The organism is Frankia alni ACN14a (assembly GCF_000058485.1).
Classification (GTDB): Bacteria; Actinomycetota; Actinomycetes; order Frankiales; family Frankiaceae; genus Frankia; species Frankia alni.
On sequence record NC_008278.1, the window covers coordinates 6,929,502 to 6,951,749 of the forward strand.

A 22,248-nucleotide genomic window follows, 5' to 3' on the forward strand; every position below is an offset into this window, starting at 1 on the left:
GATCGTTCACTGGATGAACGCCAGGAAGATCACCAGTCAGGAGCTTGCGGTTCGGCTGGAAATCGGCGAAGAGGAGTTCGGTCAGCTACTCGCCAAGGATGAGTTCGACGTGGCGGACGATTTCGCCGAGTTGCTGGTCAGGCAGCTCGGGATCGAACTTCCGCAAATATCCGTGGGTACCGGAAAGAACGTCGTGGTGCTCCGCACGGCGGCCGAGATGCGAGCGACCTGCCGGGCCGTGCGGCGTGACGGGATCCATTTCTACAACTACTACACGATGGCGGCGCCGGCCGGAAGGGTGGCACCGGTCATCCTCGACATACTGTGTCCCGCCGACCGGCTGCCCGCGTTGAACAACGGTCACCTCGAGCCGGCGATCACGGTGAACCTGGGCCCGGGTGACATCAACGGTCGCTGGGGAACCGAGCTCACGGCGGCGACGTGGCGACGGATGCGCGCGGGGACTTCAGCCGTGCCGTGGGTGGCCGGCGATTCCTATGTGGAGCCCTCCTTCTGCCCGCACACGTACTCCCTCGCGACGGACGTGCCCGCTCGGATCATCTCCTACACCGGAAGGTCCGGGCTCCAGGCGTTGGTGGAGGAGACGAACTCCTGGGCCGACCACGCCTTCGAGGCGATGGTCGAGTCGGTGTCCGACGGCTCGCCCGCCGCGATCCTGCGCAGCGTGCTGGCCCGTCGTGGTCACGACCTGACCAGCCTGGCCAGGCAGACCGGTATCCCGCAGGAGCGTCTCGCCGACACCGCGGACCTGACGCTCGACGAGGTGCGCGCGGTGGCCAGGGTGCTCGCGACGGACTACCGGATCCTGCTCCCCGCGATGCGCGAACACGACCAGGTCGGCAAGACGTTCCGGTCGGTGGAGAGCAGTGTCGCGAGCATCCGCCCGTTTCGCAGCTACGAGGTCGCCTCCCTCGCCGCCGCACCGCACCTGCCCGACCTGACCGGGCTGTACATGCACGTTGACAACGGCACGCCGAAGCCGGTGCTCGATCTCTGCGACTTCGCGGAGGCCCACTACCTCGTGCTGGACGGTGAGATCACGCTCTGGTGGCGGCAGGAAAGCGGGCGTCGGCAGGAAAGCGGGCGTCAGCAGGAAAGCGATGGGATCGGCTCCGCTCGGCTGACCGGGGACGGCAGCGCATGGGTGTCGCCGTTCGTCGCGCACGGCTGGTCCGGCTCCGGATCGGTGGTGAAGCTGGGCAGCGGAAAACATCTGTCCTATGTGGACTACCTCGAGCTGTCCAACACGTTTCAGGCGCAGCGGGTGCTGCGCCGAGGACGTCGCGATCGGCTCGGCTGGGGCTACGACGGCCAGAAGGGGGCACCGGGCTGATGCGGGTGGTGTACACCGATCCGGCGTGGGCCGTCAACGGGCTCGGTGAGCTCGATCCGTCGCTGGCGACGATCGAGCGCGAGACCTACGGGGAGGATGTCGAGCTCGGCCTCGGCGTCCGTCGGGACGGCCGGTTCCTCCTCGACGGTGCGGAGTTCGACAGCCACGTCGCTGGTGCGGACGCGCTGGTGGTCTACCGTGCCCTGGTTACCCCGCGACTGCTGGACGCGGTGGGTCCGTCCTGCCGGGTCGTCGCACGTCAGGGGGTGGGGCTGGACAACCTCAACGCCGAGTTGCTGCGTGCGCAGGGGCTGTGGGGCTTCCACGTCCCCGACTACTGCGGCGACGAGGTCAGCACACACACCCTGGCCCTGGCACTCGCCCTCGAACGCGGCGTCTGTGTGCAGGACGGGCTGGTGCGCAACCGCTCGTGGAACATCCACGCCGGCCGGATTCCCCGGCGTACCGCCGGGTTGACCGCGGGCATCGTGGGTTTCGGCAGGATCGGCCGTGCCACCAGCCGCAAGCTGCACCCCTTCTACGGGCGCGTCGTCGCCTACGACCCCTATGTTCCGGCGGACCTGATGGCCAGCCACGGCGTGTCACCCTGCACGTCACCGGTCGAGCTCTTCGCCGTGTCGGACGTCATCGTGCTCCACCCGGAGCTGACCGCCGAAACCGAACGTCTGGTCGACCGGACCGTGCTCCGGTCGTGCACGCCCGGTGCGTTGCTCGTGAACACCGCCCGCGGCGGTCTCGTCGACCTCCCCGCGGTGCTGGACGCCCTTCGCGACGGACGCCTCGGCGGGTTTGCCTCGGACGTCTTCTCGCCGGAGGACCCCAACGACGACGAGATCGGTCGCGAGTTGTTGCGCAGGCCCGACGTCATAGTCACCGCTCATCGGGCGTTCCTGTCCGCCGAGTCGGAGGTCAGCCTGCGGCAGCGGGTCGCCGCCGGAGTGCGGCACGTGCTGCGAGAGGGGCAACCTCCGCCCTCAGGCCGGGTCGCGTGAGCCTGCTGTGCCCGATGTGAGACGTGGCCCGATGTGAGACGTGGCCCGATGTGGAGGACATGAGATGCGGAGAATCACCAACAGGACCTTCCGGGAGGTGCTGGCGGAGGGTCAGGCCGTGCGCGCCGCGGGGGTTCACGACGCGCTGGGAGCGATGCTTGCCGAGCAGGCGGGCTTCGCCGCAGTCTGGGCGTCCAGTCTGGGAATCTCCGCGGCGCGTTGTCTACCCGACGCGAGCCTGCTCACCATGACCGACTACCTCCAGGCCGCGGTACAGATGCAGCGTCGGGTGGGAATCCCGGTCGTCGCCGACTGCGACACCGGTTTCGGCAACAACCTCAATATCGCCTATCTGGTGCACGAGTACGAAGCGGCGGGAATCAGCGCGGTCTGCATCGAGGACAAGCACTATCCGAAGATGAACAGCTTCGCCCCCGGCAATCACGACCTGCTCGAAACCACCGCCTTCGCGCGGAAGATCTCCATCGCGAAACGGGTCCAGAGCGGCGACGACTTCTTCGTCATCGCCCGCACCGAAGCCCTGATCAGTGGACTCAGCGTCGACGAAGCGCTGAACCGCAGCTACGCGTACGCCGAAGCCGGCGCGGACGCGCTGCTGGTCCACTCCAAGCACCGGACCAGCGCCGAGGTGCAGGCGTTCCTCGAGCAGTGGGACGGACGCAAGCCGGTCGTGCTGGTGCCGACCACGTACCCCGGGTGGCACTTCGACGACGCGGTCAAGGCGGGTGCATCCGTGATTATCTACGCCAACCAGGGACTTCGGGCGACGATCGACGCGCTGCGGGCCACCTTCCACGCGATCATCACGCACGGGAGTTCGGCCGACCTCGAGGCCGACCTGGCGTCATTGAACGACGTGTTCGAGCTTCAGCGGCTGCGGCAGTGGCAGGAGCTGGAGCGGTGATCGACGCCGACCGGTTCTGTTCACGGTTGATCGCGCATGGCTTCAGCTCCGCCACCGGTGTGCCGTGCTCGTATTTCGCCGGTCCGATCGAGTGGCTGTCGCGCGACAAACGGTACGTGCCCGCGGCGAACGAGGGCGCTGCTCTGGCCATCGCCGCGGGTGCGGCCCTCGCGGGCTCGCGCACCGCGGTCTTCGCACAGAACTCCGGGCTGGGCAACCTGATCAACCCACTCGCCTCGTTGCAGATGACCTATGACATTCCGGTGCTCGCGTTCGTGAGCCTGCGAGGCTGGCCCGACCCGTCGCAGGACGAACCACAGCACGCCGTCATGGGGCAGGCCACGGCACGGCTGCTCGACGCGCTGGGCGCGGCCAGGTGGTTGTTGACCGCCGCGGCGAGTGACCTCGACGGCATCCTCGACGAGGCGGAGCGTGAACTGGCCCGCGGACGTCCGGCGTTCGTCCTGGTCGAGAAGGGAGCCATCGCCGGGGTCGTCGAGGGCGGAGAAGGTGGAGAGGGTGGAGCGGGCGGAGCGGGCGACCTTCCCCCGCTGTGCACCCGGGCCCAGGTACTCCGTGCGATCCTGCCCGACCTGGGTGACCTGCCGATCATTTCCACGACCGGCTACACCTCGCGCGAGCTGTTCGCGCTTGGCGACGCGGACAACCATTTCTACATGCAGGGCTCCATGGGGCACGCGGCGGCGATCGGCCTGGGGCTCTCCCACACGTTGTCCGACGCGCAGCCGGTGGTCGTCCTGGACGGCGACGGGGCGGCGTTGATGCACCTGGGCACGATGTCGACCATCGGTTTCACCGCCCCCGCCAACATGGTGCACGTCCTGTTCGACAACGGCTCCTACGAGTCCACCGGCTCGCAGGCGACCACCTCGCCGATGACCGACTTCACCCAGATCGGGCTGGCCTGCGGGTACCGCCAGGCGCGCGAGTGCTCGGAGCTCGGGGAGGTGCAGTCCGCACTGCGCCTGATGCTGTCCACTCCTGGACCGCACCTGCTGGTGGTGCGCGTGGCGTCCGGTCGCGGGACCGCTCCTCCCCGGGCGACCTCCGCGATGAGCGCACCGGAGATGCACCGGCGCTTTCGTTCCTGGGTATCCAGCCATGCGGAGAAACCGTGCAGCCGCCGGACGTGATCAGCGCGGCCGGCTGCGTGTCGGTGCTACCGCGGTTGGTGGGTGCGGGCAGGCGCGTGCTGGTGGTGGCCAGCGCCCGCGCGTTTCGAGCGGCCGGGGTCGAGGAGTTGCTGGCGGTCAGCGAGGTTGCGTTGTTCTCCGGCTTCACCCCCAACCCCCGCCTGGGCGATGTGGTCGCTGGGTGTCGGTTGCGGGACCGCTGGCGGCCGGAGGTGATCGTCGGCGTCGGCGGCGGCAGCGCACTCGACGTGGCGAAGTTGGTCCGCCTGCTGCCCGCCGACGTCGAGCACGCTCGCGGGTCGCTGCACGCGACGCGGTACGAGCCACCCGCGCAGCGAAGGCCGCTCGTGCTCGTGCCGACGACCGCCGGCCCGGGCAGCGAGGTCACCCGATTCGCGACGGTCTTCGATGACGACACCAAGCTGTCGCTGGACCATCCGTCGGTGCTGGCCGACGTCGCCGTCATCGATCCCGACCTGGCGGCGTCCTGCCCACCGAGCCTCGTCGGAAGTTGTGGCTTCGACGCGCTGTGCCACGCCGTCGAGTCGTGGTGGAGCAAGCGGTCGACCCCGCATTCCCGCGAGTTCGCGAGCGAGGCGCTGACCGCCCTCGTCCCCTTGTTGCGGCGACCGGTGTCCGAGCCGGACGCCGCGCAGCGGAGCACGTTGGCGGCCGCGGCGCTCGCTGCGGGCCGAGCCATAGACATCACGAGGACGACGGCGGCGCACGCCTTCGCGTACCGGTTGACCACGCAGTACGACGTGCCGCATGGCGTGGCCTGCCTGCTGAACCTACGGTGGCTGCTGCGCCACCACCTGGCGATGGCCGAGCGGCCCGGCGTCGAGACGCGGGTCATCGAGCAGCTCGCGGCCATCGTCGAGGTGCTCGGCCTCGGGGACACGGAGCCGGCGGACTACTTCACCGACTACCTCACCGGATTCGGCTGGTCGCCGCGGCTGAGGGACTACGGGATCAGCCGCGAGGCGCTTCCGTCCATCGTGGACGCGGGGCTGGGGTCCCGGGCCAGGGTGGAGAACAACCCGATCGAGCTGGACCGCCATGAGGTGCTGCATGAGCTTTCTGCGATCTTCTGAGCGCGGATCCACGACCTGAGCACCCGCCGGACGGTTCTCGCATCGTCGTTTGGGTCAGCCGCCCGAGGCCCGGGTAGGCACATAACCCAGTCGCTTGTCCACGACGTTACGGAGGGGATTTCCGGACAGCCAGCACCGGTAATTGTCGACGAACAACTCGGCGAGCGCGGGCAAAGAGCCGACGAAGTCGCCCGACATGTGCGGCGACACCAGCACAGCGGGCATCGTCCACAGCGGTGAGGAGGTGGGAAGGGGTTCGGTGTCGAAGACGTCCAGCGCCGCGCCCGCGATGACACCGTCACGCAGGGCCGCAACCAGGTCCTCGGTAACCACGAGCGCCCCCCGACCGACGTTGATCAAACGGGCGGACGGCTTCATCGCGGCGAACGTCGAGGCGTTGAACATGCCCTCGGTCCGCTCGGTCAACGGACTCGCCGCGACCACGAAATCCGCGTGCGGCAGCCGCCGCGTCAACTGGTCGAAGCCGCGTACCACGCCGAAGTCCGGATCGTGGTCGCGACGGGTGCGCCCGATACCCTCGACGCGCATGCCCACCGAACGCAGTGTCCGTGCAACCGCGCGACCAATGGGCCCCGTGCCCGCGATCACCACGGCACTCCCGTCGATCCGCTCGGTCTCCCTGTGCTGCCATCGGCGTTCCCGCTGCGCCGCGAACGTGCCGGCGAAATCCTTGGCGAAGGTGAGCACGAGCCCGAGCACATACTCGGCGATGGGGCCTTCGAAGACACCCCGTGAATTCGTCAGCACCACGTCGCTGTCTCGCAACGCGGGGAAGAGCACGGCGTCCACGCCGGCGCCGGCGACGTGCACCCATTGCAGCGCGTCCGCGGCGAGCCAGGCCGCCTCGACCCCGGTACACCGGAAGTCCCACACGAAGAGCGCGTCCGCTCCGCGGAGGTCCTCGGGAAGTCTTTCGGCCGTGGTGTAACGGACCTCGGCGCCGGACTCGACCATCTCCATGCCGGGTGGGCGTCGGCCAGCACACAACACCGCGACCACCGGACACCCCGCCCGACCACGCCTCGTGGCAGTGTTCACGTTCCACCGGCGCGGCCACCGGCGGCCGACCAGACCAGCTCTATGCCCTCGACCAGTTGCGCGTCAGGAATGGTCAACGGGGGCGCCATGCGGATGCGTTCACCGTGCCGGCCCCCGCTGAACACGAGCGCGCCGCTGGCGAACGCTCGGCGTACCAGTTCCCGGCTGACGACCGCGGTCGGCTCGAAGGACAGCGCGGGGCCGGTCGCGTACACCGCGCGCGCCAGGCCGGCCGCCTGAAGCCGGTCGGCGAGTTCCTCCAGCCGGGCGCCGACGGCCGCGCCCATGCCCGCCACATCGTTGCCGTCGATGTAGCGGGTCACCTCATGCGCGGCCGCGGTGCCCAGGGTGCCGGTCTGGAAGGTGTGCGCCAGATACACCGGATCCGCTCCCGCCTCCAGAAAGCGCTTGTACACCACGGCCGACAGCGGGTACATGCCGTTGGTGAGCGACTTGCTGAACAGGACGATGTCCGGGTCCAGGCCCCACGCCGCGGACGGGCTGAAGACGCCGTGCCGGTAGAACCCGCACTGGATCTCGTCGGCCACGGTGACCACGCCCGCCGACGCTGCCGAGGCGGTCACCTCGTGCAGCCACTCGCGGTCGAGAGGCACGTACCCGTTGGCGCCCTGCACCGGCTCGTAGATCATGCACGAGACGCCGTCCCAGTCCCGTGGCACGGTGCCGGGAGTCAGGTGGATCACTTCGGGCGCGAGCAGGTCGACGAAGCCGGTGTCGTGCAACGAGAACCGCCGCTGCACGCTGGTGAGTGCTGCCGCGTCGACACCGAGGCCGTGGAACGCACCGTCGATCGACATCACCCGGCCCGGACGGGTGCGGCGGGCCAGGGCCAGCGCGGCCGCCACCGCGAAGCTGCCACCCACCTGGTACAGGACGCGCCGGCTGTGCGGTTCGGGCAGCCGGGCACACAACCACCGCGCCACCCCGTCCGCCTCCGGGCCGTAGAACAGACCCGTGAGGTCGGACGATCGGGCCAGTGCCCGCTCGATCGCCGGGTTGCGGTGGCCGAAGTTGACAGCGGCATAGGCCGACATGAAGTCGGTGCACCGGTGCGGTCTGCCTGCCTCGTCGATCAGGTCCAGGGTGGCGTTGTCGGCGTGGACCAGGATGTACCGCTGGTCGAGCACGCCCGCCTCGTCCAGCCGGCTCTGAAATAGCCGGTCCTCGGTACGCGGGGCCGAGTCGGCGATAGTCACCGCAGCTCCTTCAGAACAGCCGCATCCGATCGAAGACCGTACGAAGCCGATGCGGTGGCTGCGTAGAGGCGATCCACTTCGAGTGTCCGTGGCGCGATACCACAACCGGCATGCCAGCCACACCTGGCACGGCTCCTGGAGAGCGTCTCCATCGCAATGGCACGCTCCGGCGGCGGCCCAACCAGCTCCCTTCCGAGCTTCCCTCGCAGGCCTTTGTCGAGCTACTATGATTCGTCTGACCGGCCACCACAACCCTGACGTCGAACCACAATCGGTCCATGCCCGTAAATTATCGCGAAAGCGCGAAGCCCCACGAGGGCGTCTTTGATAGGTTTGTCGGAACAGTCCAGAGCAGAATCGAGGATCTGTTCGTCCCGGTCAAGGATGCGCTCACAGGCTGATCCACGGCGTCGACCAGGCCCCGTTCCGCGGCGGCGTGCTCCCCGTGATCCCGACCCCGTCGTGGCACCCGGCCTACCGGGCGGACGCCGAGGGACCGATCTTCTCCACCATCTTCTTCAGCACGGTCGGCAACTACCCACTCGTCGTGGGCGTGGAGTGGGACGCCGCCCGCAGGGTGTGGTCGGCGATCTTCCTGAAGAACACGGGCAAGGGCATGGCCGGACCGAACCGGGATGAGGAGTACCCCGGCCTGGCGTGGCCTGAGTACTCCTCCCCCACCGGTCGAACGAGTCCGGCGATAACCGGTCGCGATGGGCCGATTGAGATCCGAATAGCGGGTTGTCGCGGCCGGGTGAAGACCCAATAGTGGGACCGGAAGGTCTGGCCAGGAGAAGCTCGGAAGGAGCGCAAATGCCGACCGCCACCTCTGAGGACGCCCACAGTTTCGAAGTTTTTCAACATTACGAGCGCCTTCAGTGGAAGGTTTCCGAACTCGGTTTGGAAAACGTCCGCCGCGACCTGGTTGACCCCGCCTACATCTCGCTCGTCAAGGGTGTCGTCATGGGCGAGGCAACCTCGCTGCCCGGGCTGCACGGATTCCTCAGCGAGTTCGACGACGACTACGACTGCTCGGCCTTCGTGGCCGTCTGGGCCTACCAGGAGCTCCAGCACCACTACGCGTTCCGGGCCTGGCTGAAGGCGGTCGACGTACACATCGACCAGGCCAGGATCGAGGCGTTGCGCGAGCCGTACGAGCGTGGCATCACGCCGAGCGCCACCCTGGCCACGAACGTGATCTCCGAGATCATCGTCAACACCGCGTACCGGGCTCTGTCCGCCTGGGTGCGTGAGCCCGTCCTGTCCGACCTGTTCCTGCGGGCGAGCCGCGACGAGGCCGGCCACGCCCGCGAATTCCTGTACTACCTGAAGCGGCGGCTCGAGCAGCACCCCGAGGAACTCACCTCGGTCCTGGAACGCATCCATTTCTATGCGACGAGCTCGCGGCTCAACCACCCGGTCGGGGTCTACAAGCATCAGCTCGTCGAGGAGATGCGGGGCTACGAGACCGTCGACGACGTGATCGACGTCTTCCTGCGGTTCTCGCCGCCGGACGCGCAGGACCGGCTCCAGGCCAAGCTGCGCCGCGCGCTCGGCAGCGCGCTCGGCCGGGACCTGACCCGGAACTCCGACATCCGACAGGCCCTCGCCGACTCCATGGCGTGACACCCCGGGCTTCGCCGGCCCGCCGGCCCGCCGGCCGGCGGGGCCGGGGCACGCCCGTCGTCTCATCCGCATCGAACCGCCGATCGCACGATCCGAGGAGTCCCGATGTCGTCATCCCACGCCGAGATCGTCAACACGGTGACCGAGATCGTCGCCGGCGCGCTCCGCCTGCCCGCCGAGACCCTCGCCGCGGACCTCAACCTGCGGACGGTCGAGGGCACGGACTCGGTGAAGGTCCTGCTCGCGATCGCCCGGATCGAGCGCGAGTACAGCATCGAGATCGAGGACGAGGACGTCTTCACCCTGACCACGATCAACGACGTCGTCCGCATCGTGCAGGCGCAGCTCACCGAGACGACGGTCTGACGCCGAACCCGCCTCCCTGCCAGCCGGCCGCTTTCCCTCAGGTGCCGAGGGCGTCGAGGACCTCTGCGGCGGGGAGGGCGGCGAGCGCCGCCCCGGGCAGCCACAGTTTGGATCGGCGCAGGCCGGAGCCGACGACGACCCGGGGATGCTCCGCGACCGCGCGGTCGATCAGCAGCGGCCAGTCGGCGGGCAGCCCGACCGGGGTGATGCCGCCGTGCTCCATCCCGGTGCGGGAGACGGCCGTGTCCATCGGCGCGAACGACACCTTGCGGGCGGCCAGCCGGCGCCGGACCAGCCCGTTCACGTCCGCCCTTGTCGTCGCGAGGACGACGCACGCCGCGAGCGTGGTCTCGGCTCCGCGCCGGGCCGCGACGATCACACAGTTCGCCGAGTCGGCCGGCTCGACCCCGTAGCGCGCGCAGAACGCGGCCGTGTCGGCCACCTCTGGGTCGATCTGGGCCACCTCGACCCGCTCGACGGGCGGCGCGGACCCCGCGTCCGGCCAGGCCGCCAGCGCCGCCGCGGTCGCCGCCGCGAGCAGGTCCGGTCGGTGCAGGGCCGGCACCGGCTGGAGAACCTCGGTCATGCCAGCGAGCGTACGGCGCCGCCGCGGACCTCGATCCATCGACTCGTTAGCGCCGACGCGCCCCCGCGTGTGGTCCGCGGCGGCCGGTCGGAGGCGGTCCGGCGGAGGCCGCCGGGCGGCACGTCAGGACGCGTCGTCGTAGCCCTCGCGGAGGGCGAACCGGGTCAGCTCCACCCGGTTGCGGAGCTGGAGCTTCCCCAGCACGTTGTGCACATGGTTCTGCACGGTGCGATGCGAGACGCCGAGACGCGCCGCCGCGTCCCGGGCTGACAGGCCCTTCGCGATCAGGCGCAGCACCTCGATCTCCCGCGCCGTGAGCCGGGGGGTCGACGGCGTCGCGGTCACGTCGCGCGCCGCCCGCGACATCTCCCCCAGCACGAGCGCGGCGAGCCCCGCGCTGAAGACGGGGACACCGGCGGCCGTGCGACGCACGGCGTCGACGAGCTCCTCGGGCCGCGCCGACTTGACGACGTATCCCGACGCCCCGGCCTGCACCGCCGCGAGGACATCGCCCTGCTCGCCGGAGGCCGAGACGATCAGGACCGCGCCGCCGAACCCGCCGGCCGCCCCCGGACCGCGCAGGCCCCGGATCACCTCGACGCCCGAGCCGTCCGGGAGCATCAGATCGACAACGACGAGGTCGGGCCGGGTCGCGGCGACCACCCGCAGCGCCTGCGCCACCGAGCCGGCCGTGCCGACCACCGCGAACCCCGCCTGGTCCAGATCCCGACTCAACGCCTCCCGCCACAGGGGATGGTCGTCGACGACCACCACCCTCGCCGGTGGCCTGTCATCGTGGGACACGCAGCTCGACCTCCGTCCCCGCGCCGGGCCGGCTCGTCACGGTCACCGTGCCACCCAGCTCCCGCACGCGCCCCCGCACCGAGACCGCGAGCCCCAGCCGCCCCTCGGCGGCGGCCTGCTCCGGCCGCCCGGCCGCCATCCCCACCCCGTCGTCCCGGACGGTCACGACGACCCGGTCGCCGTCGTCCTCCACGAGCACCCAGGCCGACGCCCCGGGGCCGGCATGGCGGGCCACGTTGTCCACCGTGGCCTCGACCGCGGCGACGACCTCCCGCGCGCACTCCACGCCCAGGGGTACCGGCGCGCCCGGCGTCGCCACCGTCACCGCGCCCCGGCCCGGCGCCGCCGGTCGCGCCAGCCGGAGCAGCGGCTCCACCAGGTCCGCCGAGATCCCACTACCCGTCCGCGGCACCCTGCCACCCGACCTGCCGGTCGCCCTGCCCGCCGTTCTGCCCGCAGTTGTGCCGCCCGATCTGCCGCCCGACCTGCCACCAGCCGCGCCGGCCATGACCGGCGCGACGGCGGGCGTGCGCAGCAGCTCCCGCAGCGCCGCCTCCTGCTCGGCGGCCATCGCCGCCACCTCGGCCGCGGGCAGCCCCCGCGGCGCCTCCCGCGAGATCAGCGCGAGCGCCTGCAGAACGCCGTCGTGCACGCGGCGGGCCAGCCGCTCCCGCTCGGCGTCGCCGGCCCGCGCGGCCAGCAGGTCGGCGAGCGCCGTCTCCGCCACCAGCGCCGTGCGGCTCAGGTACCCGACGATCGTCCCGGACAGCAGGAACAGCACGGCCGTGCCGATCGAGGAGTCGTTGACCACGCCGCGTTCGACGAACGTCGCGATCGACAGCAGCAGGCCGGCGACCAGGCCGCCCGCCGTGCCGCCCAGCAGCGCCGCGCCGAGGACGCCGCCGGCCGACCACATCCCCGGCAGGACGTGGCCGGAGCGGGGACCCACCGGCAGGGTCAGGACGACCATCGCCGCGCAGAGCGTGACGTCCGCGGCGACGAGGACGGCCAGCAGCCGAGGGCACCGGCCGTCGATGGCGGGCGCGAGCACCGACATGACCAGCGACCAGGCCGTCATCACGCCGAAGAGGGTGACGCCGAGCGCGGGCCGGTCGGCCTGCCCGAGGGTCTGGCCGACCAGGGCGACGGCGTAGGCGAGCGACACCCAGCGGTAGACCGTCAGGGACCGCCACAGCGCGCCCCGCACGCCGGCCGGTCCCTGTGGGATCCCCACCCGGCAAGTGTGACAGAAGGTGCACTCAGGACGGAATGAGTATCCGTACTCATGTCAGGACGCCGCAGCGGCCCGAGACTGATCCATATGTCGCCCACACCACCGCAGGCCAGGACCACGACCGTCTTCTTCGTCCAGGCGGCGCTGTCGTTCGCCGTGTCCCTGTGCGCCGTCACGTACGCGATCGCCCGGCTGCCCGGCGACTCCTGGATGCGCGCCTTCCTCTGGCTCGGCCTGCTCTACACCGTGACCTCGGCGTTCACCCTGGCCAAGTGCGTGCGCGACCAACAGGAGGCGGCCAGCGTCGTCAACCGGGTGGACCAGGTCCGGCTGGAGCGGCTCCTGGCGGAGTACGACCCGCTGAAGACGCCGGTCAGTCGCTGAGTCGACGCCGACCACGCCGGCCGCGCCGGCCGGAACGCCGGACCGGCAGGCATGGTGGTGCCACGGCCCGCCGCCCGCGGGCGCCCCCACCGTCGGAGGTTCCCATGCCGAGCATTCCCGTCGACGACGGTGCGCGGGGCCGCGAACTGGTCGAACTGGTCGACCTGTCCGTGCCGATCGTCAGCGGGATGCCCGTGTACCCGGGGGATCCCGAGGTGGCCGTGGCGCCGGCGCTGCGCGCGGCCGAGGACGGCGTGAACGTGCAGCGCCTGCACCTGGGTTCGCAGTCGGGCACGCACGTCGACGCGCCCTGGCACATCGACGACGCCCTGCCCCGCCTCGACGAGCTGCCGCTGGACCGCTTCACCGGCCCGGCGGTGCTCATCGACGCGCGTGGACAGGCGGCGCAGGGGGCGATCGGGCCCGCCGCGCTCCCGGCGGGCCTGCGCCCCGGTGACGTCGTCCTGTTCGTGACCGGCTGGTCGGATCGCTGGGGGCACCCCGACTACCTGCGCCACCCCTACCTGGCGCCGGACACGGCCCGGGCGATCGCCGACGCCGGGGTGCGGACCGTCGGCATCGACGCCCTGAGCGTGGACCGCACCCCCGGGCCGGGCCAGGAGTTCAGCCTGGCGGCGCACCGGGTGCTGTGCGGCGCCGGCGCGGTGATCGCCGAGAACCTCACCGGCCTGGCGAGGCTGCTGCGGGCCCGGGCGCAGGGGCGGACGATCGAGATCTTCCTGTTTCCCCTGCCGCTCGCCGCGGCCGACGGCGCCCCGGCCCGCGCGGTGGCCCGGCTGGGCCCACTGCCCTGAGCGGGCTGGTTCGGCGCCGCTCGACGGGATGCTGCCGGCAGCTCAGTGGGATGCCGGGCCAGCGTGCCGCCCCAGCCCCTGTGCTCAGCTCCCGACGGCGTGGCGGCGCAGCAGCGGGTCGATGTCGCCGGGATTCTCGCCGGCCGGGTCGCCGGCCGCGGACCCGCCTGCCGGCGCCGCCTCCGGGGACGCGATCAGCCCGCCATGGGTGCCCGGCGGGTTGATCTGGACACGGCCGGGACGCGAGGTGGTCGGCCGGTTGGGGGGACGGACCGCCGGACGGGCGGTCATGCGTGCCGCCGCTGCCGCCCCGACGTCCCCGACGTCCCCGGCCTCCACCTCGACGTACTCGGCCCCGTGACCGGCAGCGTCGTGACCGGCACCCTCGTAACCGGCACCCTCGTAGTCGTAGCCGGCACCCTCGTAGTCGTAGCCGGCACCGTCGTGACCGACGTGCGCTTCGGGGCCGGCGGATGGTGCGTAGCCGTAGAGGACCTTCGCGTGGCCGCCACTCGCCGGGCCGCCCGGCTCCTGCTCCTGCACGCTGGCTACGGCCGGGCTCTCGGGATGGGCTCCCCCGCCCGTCCAGTGGGTCGGTCCGGGCTGCTCGTCCTGCCCGGCGTCGTCGCGGTAGGCGTGCTGGGCGGCGATCAGACCGCCGAGGTCGATCGTCTCCGCCCGGGCATGCGCGAGCTCCTCGGGGGTCAGCTCCTCCGCCGGCTGGGGACGGCCGTGGTGGGAGCCGGCGCCCGAGCCGGTGTCCTGGGCGCCGGCGTCTCGCTCGTGGTACGCGAAGGAGGAGCCGACCGGCCGGCGGCGGCTGCGGGCGACCCGCTCGGCCTCGATCCGGCGCTCGATCGAGACCCGAGTGATCGCCAGCCGGCGCTCGACCTGGGCGGCGCGGCGCAGGTGAACGAGGTAACCGGCGAGCCCGAGATCGACCAGGAGCTGCACGGCGATCCACATCCCGCCGAACACGACGGCCAGCACGACGGTCACCGGGAACACCGCCGCCATCAGGGTCAGCCGCTGGCGGCGCACCCGCATCAGGGCCGCCCGCTCTGCGGCCACCCGGTGCAGCGCGATGGTGCGGCGGGAGTCGACCCGCTCGCCGCCGCGGACCGGGCCGTCGCCGCCGGCCGTCACCGGGCCGCCCGAAGCCCCGGACCGCGCCGACGACCCCAGCCCACCCGCGGCCGTGGACCCGCCCGACGTACCGGGCCCTCCGGGAGTTCCCGGCCAGCCCAGGCTCGCCGGCCGGCCCGAAGCCGTAGGCCTGGCTGAAGCCGCCGGCCTGCCCGGAGCCGCCGGACCACTCGAAGCCGCCGGACCACTCGAAGCCGCCGACCTGTCGTCGGGGTCCCCAGGAGCGCCGGGGCGCGCGGACACCCGCGCCGCGTAGGAGTCCGGCGCGGCCTGCGCGCCGGTGATGGGATCGCGCGAACGGGGGGACTCCGCCTGCGACATACCCGTTCCTCTCACCCCGCCGAGACGTTCATGGTCACTGTCGAATCGATCGGGTTCGGCCTCGTCGTGGTCAGGTGGACGGCGGGAGAGCACCCGCATCGCCACCGTGAACCGCTCGGTGGAACGCTGCTCCGAGGCCGTGTCGTGGCGGCGCAGCCACATGGGGATCAGGACAAATCCCCACACCGCGACAATCGCCGCCCAGATCAGCGCGCTCACCGGAGCACCGCCGTCCGGCCGGAGTGGATCCCGCGATGCCGCGGCGCCGGAACCGGCACGATTCCCGCGCGGGAGGCCGAGCACGCACCGTCCGCGCCGGGCGCGGCGAGCGCGGCGAGCGCGGAGGTGCTGACCATGCGGGGCCTCTTCTCGACACCAGCGGATAGCGATTTCGCTGTTGACGCTAGTGAGCGAAATCCACGTGGTCACCGACCCGAACCCCGCGTGTCGCATCCGCAATCGGATGGGCGAGGGTCGTCCCACCGTCGTCTAACCGACCCCGAGCCCCCCGTGTGGGCTCGGCTTGGCATACGCAGGCACTCGCAGATAGCACCCGCCTCCAGCAGGTCGCTGCGAATGAGCTCGGGCGTGAGTGTCGGAACAACGCGCCGTGACGACGAGGGGCGGGCGTCCGCTTACCGACACCCGCCACCGAGCGGAGTGGAACTCGTCACCCCACCCACGGCATAACCCGGAAGCGGGCCCCCGATCCCGCTCCGGGCCACCGCGGATCGGGGCAGCTGGCGGCGGCTCACGCTCGCCGACGCCGGCGCGTCCGCGCGGGGCCGACCGCGAGCGGTCAGGGCCGGCTGTAGCGGCTCTCCCGCCAGCGGCGCACGAGCCCCTCGGGAACGTCCTCGGTCGTCAGCGCGAATCCGAGGTGGTCGCGGTAGTGCCCGTCGATGGAGAGATAGCGCCGGTGCAGGCCCTCCTCGCGGAAACCGAGCTTGGCCAGCACCCGCTGGCTGGCGGAGTTCTCGGGCCGCACATTGGCCTCGACGCGGTGCAGGCCGACCGGGCCGAAACAGTGGTCGACGACGAGCGCGAGGGCCGTCGGGGTGATGCCCCGCCCGGCGAAGCCGCTGTCCACCCAGTAGCCGACCTGCGCGCTGTTGAAGGCGCCGCGGACAATCGTCGACACCGTCACCTGGCCGACGAGCCGCCCGTGGAAAACGACCCCGAACGGCAACGCCATGCCGATCCGCGCCTGCTGACGCAGCCGGTGCAGCATCTGCCGGTACACCGAGATGGTCTGGCGCTGCGCCCAGGTCTCGCGGACCATGACGAGACCGGGCGGGGTCGCCTCCCACGGCGCCAGCCAGTCGGCGTTGCGCAGCCGCACCTCGACCCACGCGGAGGCGTCACGCAGCCGCAGCGGCCGCACCGTGACCGATCCCTCGGACAGCACCGCCGGCCAGCCCGGAGCCCGCACCATGGCGCCCTACTCCGCCGTCTCGGCGACGCCGGGCGCCCCCGTGTGGTCAGCGGCCGTCTGGTCAGCCGCCGTGTGGTCGCCGGCGCCGCGGAGCTGGGCCACGGCGTGTCCGACCACCCCGGCAAGCACGCCCAGCCCGTCGCGGACGCCGCCCGTCGAACCCGGCAGGTTCACCACCAGCGTCGCCGCCGCGGTCCCGGCAAGCCCGCGGGAGAGCACCGCCGCGGGGACGGCGTCACGGCCGGCGGCCCGCAGCGCCTCGGCGAGTCCGGGGATCGGCCGTTCGATCACGTCCCCGGTCGCCTCGGGGGTGACGTCCCGCGGCCCGAGACCGGTCCCGCCGGTGGTGACGACCAGGTCGATCCCGTCGGCGACGGCGGCCCGCAGGGCGGCCGTGATCCGCTCCCGCTCGTCGGGGACGACCTGCGCCGGGCCGACCGCGAAGCCGAGCGCGGCCAGCCCGGTGACGAGCAGCGGCCCAGAGCGGTCCGGGTAGACGCCCCCGTACGCCCGGTCGGACACGGTGACGACCCGAGCTCGCGCTCCCGGCGGAGGGCTCGACGAGCCACTCACCGGACCGCCCCCGCCGGTCCCGCCGCCTCCGCAGTCCCCGCCGCCTCCGCCGGTCCCGCCGCCTCCGCCGCCTCCGCCGGTCCCGTCGGCGTGGTCGGCACGACCTCCCGGGAGGGCCCGGCGCGCCAGTCGCCGTGGCGCCCGCCCGTCTTGGCCAGCACCCGCACACCGGTCAGTTCCGCGCCGGGATCGACCGCCTTGACCATGTCGTGCAGGGTCAGTCCGGCCACGGTGACGGCGGTCAGCGCCTCCATCTCGACGCCGGTCCGGTCGGCCGTCCGCACGGTGGCGGTGATCTCCACCCCGTCGTCGCGGACGGTGAGGTCGACGGTGACCCCGGAGATCGCGATGGGATGGCACAGCGGGACGAGGTCCGGCGTGCGCTTCGCGCCCATGATCCCGGCGATCCGGGCGGTCCCGAGCGCGTCCCCCTTGGGCACCCCGGTGCCGCGCAGCAGCCCGACCACCTCCGGGGTGACCCGCAGCAGGCCGGTGGCGCTCGCCGTGCGGGCGGTGACGTCCTTGGCCGTGACGTCGACCATTCGGGCCGCGCCGTGCTCGTCGACGTGGGTGAGCCGGGCCGCGGTCATCGGGCGTTCGGCCCCGACGGTTCCGACGGCCCCACGCCCACGCCTGCGCCTGCGCCCGTGCCCGTGTCCGACCTGTCGGTCTCCGCCCAGCCCATGCCGGAGAGGATGGCGCCTGCGTCCCCGCCAAGCAACAGTGCCGGCAGCCGGGCGCCGGCCGGCACCTCCGTCATGTCCTCGGCGATGACCAGCAACGCCTGCGCGCCGGCCAGGGAGGTGAGCTGGTGGGAGCCCTGGCCGCCGGCCGGGCGGGCGACGGTGTCCGGGCCGGGCCGGCCGTCGACGTCGAGATGGTCGAGGACGACCCGCACGAACGTGCGCCGGCCGGGCTGGGAACGCAGCGCCGTGCCGACCGTCACGACGATCCGCGGCAGACCCGTGGCCGCCAGCCCGCGCATCCGGCGCAGGGCCGGGCGCACGAACAGCTCGAAGGAGACCAGCGCGCTGACCGGGTTGCCGGGCAACGTGAAGATCGGCACCCCGTCGACCAGGCCGAAGCCCTGCGGTTTGCCCGGCTGCATCGCCACCTGATCGAACCGCACGCTGCCGGTCCCGGTGAGGACCTCCTTGACGACGTCGTAGGCGCCGACGCTGACCCCGCCGGTGGTCACCACCGCGTCGACCTCGCCCAGCACGCCGTGCAGGGCCTTGGCGAAGGCGTCGGGCTCGTCGGGCACGCCGGTCAGCCGGCGGACGATTGCGCCGGCCTCGCGGGCGGCGGCGGCGATGCCGTGACTGTTGGAGTCGACGATCTGCCCCGCGCCGAGCCGCGAGCCGACCTCGACGAGCTCGGTGCCCGTGGACAGCACCGCCACCCGGGGCCGCGGGTGCACCGGCGGGCGCGCCACGTTGACGGCGGCGAGCAGACCGATCTGGGCCGAGCCGATGACCGTCCCCGCCGGCAGCACCAGCGCGCCGGGGGTGACATCCTCGCCGGCACGGCGGATGTGCAGCCCGCGGGCGGCGGGTCGGCGGACCGCGACCGATGCGCGCCCGCCGTCGGTCCACTCGAGTTGGACCACCGCGTCCGCTCCGCGGGGCAGCGGAGCGCCGGTCATGATCCGCACCGCCGTGCCGGGATCCAGCGGCGCCGGCGTGCCGGGCCCGGCCGGGATGTCGCCGACGACAGGCAGCGTGGTGGGGGCGTCGGCGGTGGCCGCGGCGACGTCGGCAGCCCGCACGGCGTAGCCGTCCATGGCCGAGTTGTCGAAGCTGGGCAGGGCCACCGTCGCCCGGACGTCGGCGGCGAGCACGCAGCCGTGGGCCTGTTCCAGCCCGGCGCGCCGGGGGCGGGTCGGCGCCACCTCCGCGAGAATCCGCTCCAGGTGTTCATCCACCGTCGTCATCGGCGCCCGTCCCCGTTCCTGTTGCCCTGTGATGCCGGCCCGGCGTGCCCGGCCGGCATCGTCCGGGCTACGGCCATCGGAGCCCGGACACCTTCACTGCATCGGCGGGCGGGCGGGTGCCACGCACCCGTCGACGTCCACCGATCCACGCCCGACCTGCGCGCCGATCGCGCCCGGGCCGATCCCGGGAGCGTTCCTGCCCACGCCGGAAGCGTCAAGGTTAGACGAATGCAACAAGGTCAATCAGAGGGAGGAAGGTCGGAGAAAGGCCCGTGAATTAGGACAAATTTCCCTTGGGTCCGCCGGCGGCGACGTACTCCTCGAGCCACGGATAGAGGTCGGGGCCCAGATCCGCCCGCTCGCAGGCGAGCCGGATGACCGCCTTGAGGTAGTCGATCCGGTCCCCGGTGTCGTAGCGCCGGCCCGTGAACACCACGCCGTGCACCGGCTGGGCGTCCGTGCCCCCGGCCACCGCGTTCAGCGCCAGCGTCCGCAGCGCGTCGGTGATCTGGATCTCCCCGCCTCGCCCGGGCTCGGTGCGCCGCAGCACCTCGAAGATCTCCGGGGCCAGGACGTAGCGGCCGATGATCGCCAGGTTGCTCGGCGCCTCCGCGACCGGCGGCTTCTCCACCAGGTCCAGGATGCGCACGATCCCGTACCGGTCGTCCGGCCCGGTGGGGACGGACTCCACGGTGGCGACGCCGTACATCGAGACCTGCTCCCGCGGGACCTCCATCAGCGCGATGACGCTGCCGCCGAAGCGGGCCTGCACCGCGAGCATCTCCGCCAGCAGCGGGTCGCGCTCGTCGATGAGATCGTCACCGAGCAGGACGGCGAAGGGCTCGTCGCCCACGTGCGCGGCCGCGCACAGGATGGCGTGACCGAGCCCCCGCGGCGAGGGCTGGCGGACCGAGTGCACCTCGGCCAGCTCCGCCGACGCGCGGACTCGGCGAAGGCGGGTCTCGTCGCCCTTGCGTTCGAGCGCGGCCTCGATGTCCGCCTCTCGATCAAAATGGTCCTCGATCGCCTTCTTGGTACGACTGGTGACAAGGAGGACGTCGCGCAGGCCGACCCGGGAGGCCTCCTCGACGACGTATTCGATAGCCGGCCTGTCGACGACCGGCAGCATCTCCTTGGGCACCGCCTTGGTGGCCGGCAGGAAGCGAGTGCCCAGACCCGCGGCCGGAATAACCGCCTTCGTCACTGGCATGGGGAAACCTTAGCCGGGTCGAAGTGCACGGGCACCGCGGCGGGCGCCTTCCACGGACGATGCACAGGTCGGGCGGTGTCCGTCCGGGTGCCGGGCGCCACCGGCCCGGCCACGACACCGCCGGCCCCGCGCGCCAAGCACCCACCCCGCCCACCCGCCGCCCACGGCTCCCACGATCCGGACGACCCGCCCGCTGCGGCTCGCGCGCCCCGTCCGTGGGCCGTGGAGCCCCGCCGGCGCCCCCGCGACCGCGGCCGCCGGTGTGACCCGTCGTGGCCGCGCGGGCCGGTGGCCTGCTCCGCCGCGCATCCCACGACATCATCCGAGGCCGAGGACCCCGGCAACCGCCCCTGCGGCGCCGACCTGCGGGAGGCTGAGCACGTGCAGGGAAAACACCCACCACCCGATCACCCGCGGGAGACGCCCGCCACCGAGCCGCCGACCCGGCCGCCCGCCCTGCCACCCTCCCTGCCGCCGACCCGGCCGCCGGCCCTGCACCCCGGCCTGCCGGTGGCCGGCGCGGTGCTCGGATCGGACGGTGACGCCGCGGCGGGCGGCTCCGCCAAGCAACGGCTGCGCGCCCGGCTGCTCGCCCAGCGGCGAGCCTCCCTGGCCCTGCGCCACGAGCCCTGGTCGTCGGCGGACACGGCGGTGCTGGCGACACGGATCCTGCAGATCCCCGAGATCACCGACGCCCGGTGCGTCGCGGCCTATGTGGGGCTGCCCGGCGAGCCCGATCTCGCCGACCTGCTGGCCCGGCTGCTCGCCCGCGGCACCCGGGTGCTGCTGCCGGTGGTGCGCGCCGATCTCGACCTCGACTTCCGCGAGTACGCCGGCACCCTGATCCCGGGCGCCCTGGGCACCCGGGAGCCACCCGCGGCGGCACCCTCGGGAGACCTTTCCGCGGCCGACGCCGTGATCATCCCGGCGCTCGCCGTCGATCGGGCGGGACGGCGACTCGGTCGGGGCGGCGGCTCCTACGACCGCGCGCTGCGCCGGGTCGCGCCCGACGTGCCCGTGATCGCCGTGCTCTACGACCAGGAGCTGCTCGATCTCGTCCCCACGGAGGAGCACGATCGCAGCGTGAAGATCATCGTCACGCCAAGTCGTACGCTACGGTGCGAACCGACCGACGGCACCCGGGAACATCCGAGGCCGTCCACGAGCTAAAGTTGGCAGTCGCCACTTCTGAGTGCCAGCTCCGGGAGGAGTACGTGCCTACCTACCAGTACCGCTGCACCGACTGCGGACGTGACCTTGAAGTCGTGCAGAGCTTCAGCGATGCGTCACTGACGGAGTGCCCGACCTGCGCCGGACGACTTCGTAAAGTGTTCGGTTCGGTGGGCGTGGTGTTCAAGGGCAGCGGCTTCTACAAGAACGACAGCCGGTCGAGCTCCGCCGGCGGTTCCACGCAGCACCGCCCGAAGGACACCGCGGACGCCGCGAGCACCAACGCCACCAGCTCCGCCGGCGGAAGCGACTCGTCGTCCAGCTCCGAGTCGTCCTCGGCCGCCACCGCGGCGAGCAGCAGCTCGTCCTCGTCGGCGCCCTCGACGTCGAGCACGGCCTCCAGCACCGCGGCGGCCTGACCGACCGACACACCTGCACCGTCCACCGAAGGCGTCCGGGCGCTCGTCGCCCCGGGCGCCTTCGGTATGCCCCGGGCGGCAACGACCCGGCGCCCCGCTGGACTCGGCGCCCCGCTGGACCACGCGCCCCGCCGGGCCAAGCACCCCGCCGGGCCGAGCACCCGCCTTCGCGCGACCGGTCCCGCACGACCGGCCCTCGGCGTCAGCCCACTGCCGGGTGGCGCACTGCGGTACGTCCCGCACGCTTGCCGGCACCGGAGCGGTACCCGATGCACCGCACCGCCCCCGGCGACCCGAACGAGACGAGGCCGGGGCTCCGCGTCGCCCTGACCGATGCCGATGCCGACGAGACCGGATGACGGGACCCACGGCGACGTGACCGATGCCGGAGCCGGGGCCGGAGGAGGCCG

24 protein-coding genes and 1 pseudogene are annotated in these 22,248 nt (G+C 72.3%); 12 read left to right on the forward strand and 13 right to left on the reverse strand.

The window, feature by feature from the left end:
* Positions 1-13 precede the first annotated feature (13 nt).
* The 5 genes from FRAAL_RS27815 to FRAAL_RS27835 all read left to right on the forward strand — a co-directional run bounded on the left by FRAAL_RS27815 (position 14) and on the right by FRAAL_RS27835 (position 5,540).
* On the forward strand, positions 14-1,354 hold the full coding sequence (locus FRAAL_RS27815) for a cupin domain-containing protein (RefSeq protein ID WP_231861387.1): 1,341 nt from the start codon (positions 14-16) through the stop codon (positions 1,352-1,354).
* On the forward strand, positions 1,354-2,367 hold the full coding sequence (locus FRAAL_RS27820; RefSeq protein WP_083866947.1) for a C-terminal binding protein: 1,014 nt from the start codon (positions 1,354-1,356) through the stop codon (positions 2,365-2,367). The genes FRAAL_RS27815 and FRAAL_RS27820 overlap by 1 nt, the downstream gene beginning before the upstream one ends.
* A gap of 97 nt (positions 2,368-2,464) precedes the next feature.
* On the forward strand, positions 2,465-3,292 hold the full coding sequence (locus FRAAL_RS27825) for an isocitrate lyase/phosphoenolpyruvate mutase family protein (protein WP_011607423.1): 828 nt from the start codon (positions 2,465-2,467) through the stop codon (positions 3,290-3,292).
* Positions 3,289-4,446: a phosphonopyruvate decarboxylase gene (gene aepY / locus FRAAL_RS27830; RefSeq protein ID WP_041939881.1), complete on the forward strand. Its 1,158-nt coding sequence runs from the start codon at positions 3,289-3,291 to the stop codon at positions 4,444-4,446. The genes FRAAL_RS27825 and aepY overlap by 4 nt, the downstream gene beginning before the upstream one ends.
* The gene (locus tag FRAAL_RS27835) at positions 4,428-5,540 is read left to right on the forward strand and encodes a phosphonoacetaldehyde reductase (protein ID WP_050997278.1); all 1,113 of its coding nucleotides are present in this window, start codon (positions 4,428-4,430) and stop codon (positions 5,538-5,540) included. Before aepY ends, FRAAL_RS27835 begins: the two co-directional genes overlap by 19 nt.
* Positions 5,541-5,594: 54 nt before the next feature.
* On the opposite strand, the gene FRAAL_RS27840 is transcribed toward FRAAL_RS27835, so the two are convergent.
* A complete protein-coding gene (locus FRAAL_RS27840; RefSeq protein WP_050997279.1) occupies positions 5,595-6,521 on the reverse strand; it encodes a D-2-hydroxyacid dehydrogenase in 927 nt (308 codons plus the stop codon).
* A 74-nt stretch (positions 6,522-6,595) separates the two neighbouring features.
* On the reverse strand, positions 6,596-7,816 hold the full coding sequence (locus FRAAL_RS27845; protein WP_011607427.1) for an aminotransferase class III-fold pyridoxal phosphate-dependent enzyme: 1,221 nt from the start codon (positions 7,814-7,816) through the stop codon (positions 6,596-6,598).
* Between the two features lie 445 nt (positions 7,817-8,261).
* Between FRAAL_RS27845 and FRAAL_RS27850 the strand changes: the two genes are divergently transcribed.
* The 3 genes from FRAAL_RS27850 (at position 8,262) to FRAAL_RS27860 (ending at position 9,808) form a co-directional block, all read left to right on the forward strand.
* Positions 8,262-8,585, forward strand: coding sequence for a hypothetical protein (locus tag FRAAL_RS27850; RefSeq protein ID WP_157892244.1), 324 nt, complete (start codon positions 8,262-8,264; stop codon positions 8,583-8,585).
* A gap of 44 nt (positions 8,586-8,629) precedes the next feature.
* Positions 8,630-9,442, forward strand: a complete 813-nt coding sequence (locus FRAAL_RS27855; protein ID WP_041939883.1) for a ferritin-like domain-containing protein — start codon at positions 8,630-8,632, stop codon at positions 9,440-9,442.
* 105 nt (positions 9,443-9,547) lie between these two features.
* Positions 9,548-9,808 (forward strand): acyl carrier protein, encoded by a 261-nt coding sequence (locus FRAAL_RS27860; protein WP_011607430.1) that lies wholly within the window; start codon positions 9,548-9,550, stop codon positions 9,806-9,808.
* A gap of 37 nt (positions 9,809-9,845) precedes the next feature.
* On the opposite strand, the gene FRAAL_RS27865 is transcribed toward FRAAL_RS27860, so the two are convergent.
* The 3 genes from FRAAL_RS27865 to macS all read right to left on the reverse strand — a co-directional run bounded on the left by FRAAL_RS27865 (position 9,846) and on the right by macS (position 12,432).
* Positions 9,846-10,394 carry a YbaK/EbsC family protein gene (locus tag FRAAL_RS27865; protein WP_041939884.1) on the reverse strand — a complete coding sequence of 183 codons (549 nt, stop codon included), beginning with the start codon at positions 10,392-10,394 and terminating at the stop codon, positions 9,846-9,848.
* A gap of 123 nt (positions 10,395-10,517) precedes the next feature.
* Positions 10,518-11,198 (reverse strand): response regulator, encoded by a 681-nt coding sequence (locus FRAAL_RS27870; RefSeq protein WP_041939885.1) that lies wholly within the window; start codon positions 11,196-11,198, stop codon positions 10,518-10,520.
* Complete coding sequence (gene macS, locus FRAAL_RS27875) at positions 11,185-12,432, reverse strand: MacS family sensor histidine kinase (protein ID WP_011607433.1); 1,248 nt, start codon at positions 12,430-12,432, stop codon at positions 11,185-11,187. Before macS ends, FRAAL_RS27870 begins: the two co-directional genes overlap by 14 nt.
* Positions 12,433-12,519: 87 nt before the next feature.
* Here macS and FRAAL_RS27880 point away from each other — a divergent pair, with 87 nt between their 5' ends.
* Both FRAAL_RS27880 and FRAAL_RS27885 read left to right on the forward strand, forming a co-directional pair.
* Positions 12,520-12,816 (forward strand): YiaA/YiaB family inner membrane protein, encoded by a 297-nt coding sequence (locus FRAAL_RS27880; protein ID WP_041939886.1) that lies wholly within the window; start codon positions 12,520-12,522, stop codon positions 12,814-12,816.
* A 104-nt stretch (positions 12,817-12,920) separates the two neighbouring features.
* Entirely contained in the window at positions 12,921-13,631 is a 711-nt protein-coding gene (locus tag FRAAL_RS27885) for a cyclase family protein (RefSeq protein ID WP_011607435.1), read from the forward strand.
* 84 nt (positions 13,632-13,715) lie between these two features.
* On the opposite strand, the gene FRAAL_RS27890 is transcribed toward FRAAL_RS27885, so the two are convergent.
* The 7 genes from FRAAL_RS27890 to galU all read right to left on the reverse strand — a co-directional run bounded on the left by FRAAL_RS27890 (position 13,716) and on the right by galU (position 20,249).
* Positions 13,716-15,317: a SepX/GlpR family protein gene (locus FRAAL_RS27890; RefSeq protein WP_011607436.1), complete on the reverse strand. Its 1,602-nt coding sequence runs from the start codon at positions 15,315-15,317 to the stop codon at positions 13,716-13,718.
* The gene (locus FRAAL_RS33360) at positions 15,314-15,454 is read right to left on the reverse strand and encodes a hypothetical protein (protein WP_157734409.1); all 141 of its coding nucleotides are present in this window, start codon (positions 15,452-15,454) and stop codon (positions 15,314-15,316) included. The genes FRAAL_RS27890 and FRAAL_RS33360 overlap by 4 nt, the downstream gene beginning before the upstream one ends.
* Positions 15,455-15,897: 443 nt before the next feature.
* Entirely contained in the window at positions 15,898-16,533 is a 636-nt protein-coding gene (locus FRAAL_RS27895) for a GNAT family N-acetyltransferase (RefSeq protein WP_011607438.1), read from the reverse strand.
* Between the two features lie 6 nt (positions 16,534-16,539).
* Positions 16,540-17,055: a MogA/MoaB family molybdenum cofactor biosynthesis protein gene (locus FRAAL_RS27900; RefSeq protein ID WP_011607439.1), complete on the reverse strand. Its 516-nt coding sequence runs from the start codon at positions 17,053-17,055 to the stop codon at positions 16,540-16,542.
* A 47-nt stretch (positions 17,056-17,102) separates the two neighbouring features.
* A complete protein-coding gene (moaC, locus tag FRAAL_RS27905; RefSeq protein ID WP_011607440.1) occupies positions 17,103-17,696 on the reverse strand; it encodes a cyclic pyranopterin monophosphate synthase MoaC in 594 nt (197 codons plus the stop codon).
* Positions 17,693-19,039, reverse strand: coding sequence for a molybdotransferase-like divisome protein Glp (glp, locus tag FRAAL_RS27910; RefSeq protein WP_011607441.1), 1,347 nt, complete (start codon positions 19,037-19,039; stop codon positions 17,693-17,695). Before glp ends, moaC begins: the two co-directional genes overlap by 4 nt.
* A 277-nt stretch (positions 19,040-19,316) precedes the next feature.
* Positions 19,317-20,249 carry a UTP--glucose-1-phosphate uridylyltransferase GalU gene (gene galU / locus FRAAL_RS27915; protein ID WP_011607442.1) on the reverse strand — a complete coding sequence of 311 codons (933 nt, stop codon included), beginning with the start codon at positions 20,247-20,249 and terminating at the stop codon, positions 19,317-19,319.
* Between the two features lie 381 nt (positions 20,250-20,630).
* Here galU and FRAAL_RS27920 point away from each other — a divergent pair, with 381 nt between their 5' ends.
* Both FRAAL_RS27920 and FRAAL_RS35665 read left to right on the forward strand, forming a co-directional pair.
* A complete protein-coding gene (locus FRAAL_RS27920; RefSeq protein WP_011607443.1) occupies positions 20,631-21,419 on the forward strand; it encodes a 5-formyltetrahydrofolate cyclo-ligase in 789 nt (262 codons plus the stop codon).
* A 44-nt stretch (positions 21,420-21,463) separates the two neighbouring features.
* Positions 21,464-21,604, forward strand: a pseudogene (locus FRAAL_RS35665) (FmdB family zinc ribbon protein); the annotation flags it as partial.
* A 14-nt stretch (positions 21,605-21,618) separates the two neighbouring features.
* On the opposite strand, the gene FRAAL_RS35375 reads toward FRAAL_RS35665, so the two are convergent.
* Positions 21,619-21,849 carry a hypothetical protein gene (locus FRAAL_RS35375; RefSeq protein ID WP_011607444.1) on the reverse strand — a complete coding sequence of 77 codons (231 nt, stop codon included), beginning with the start codon at positions 21,847-21,849 and terminating at the stop codon, positions 21,619-21,621.
* Between the last annotated feature and the right edge of the window lie 399 nt (positions 21,850-22,248).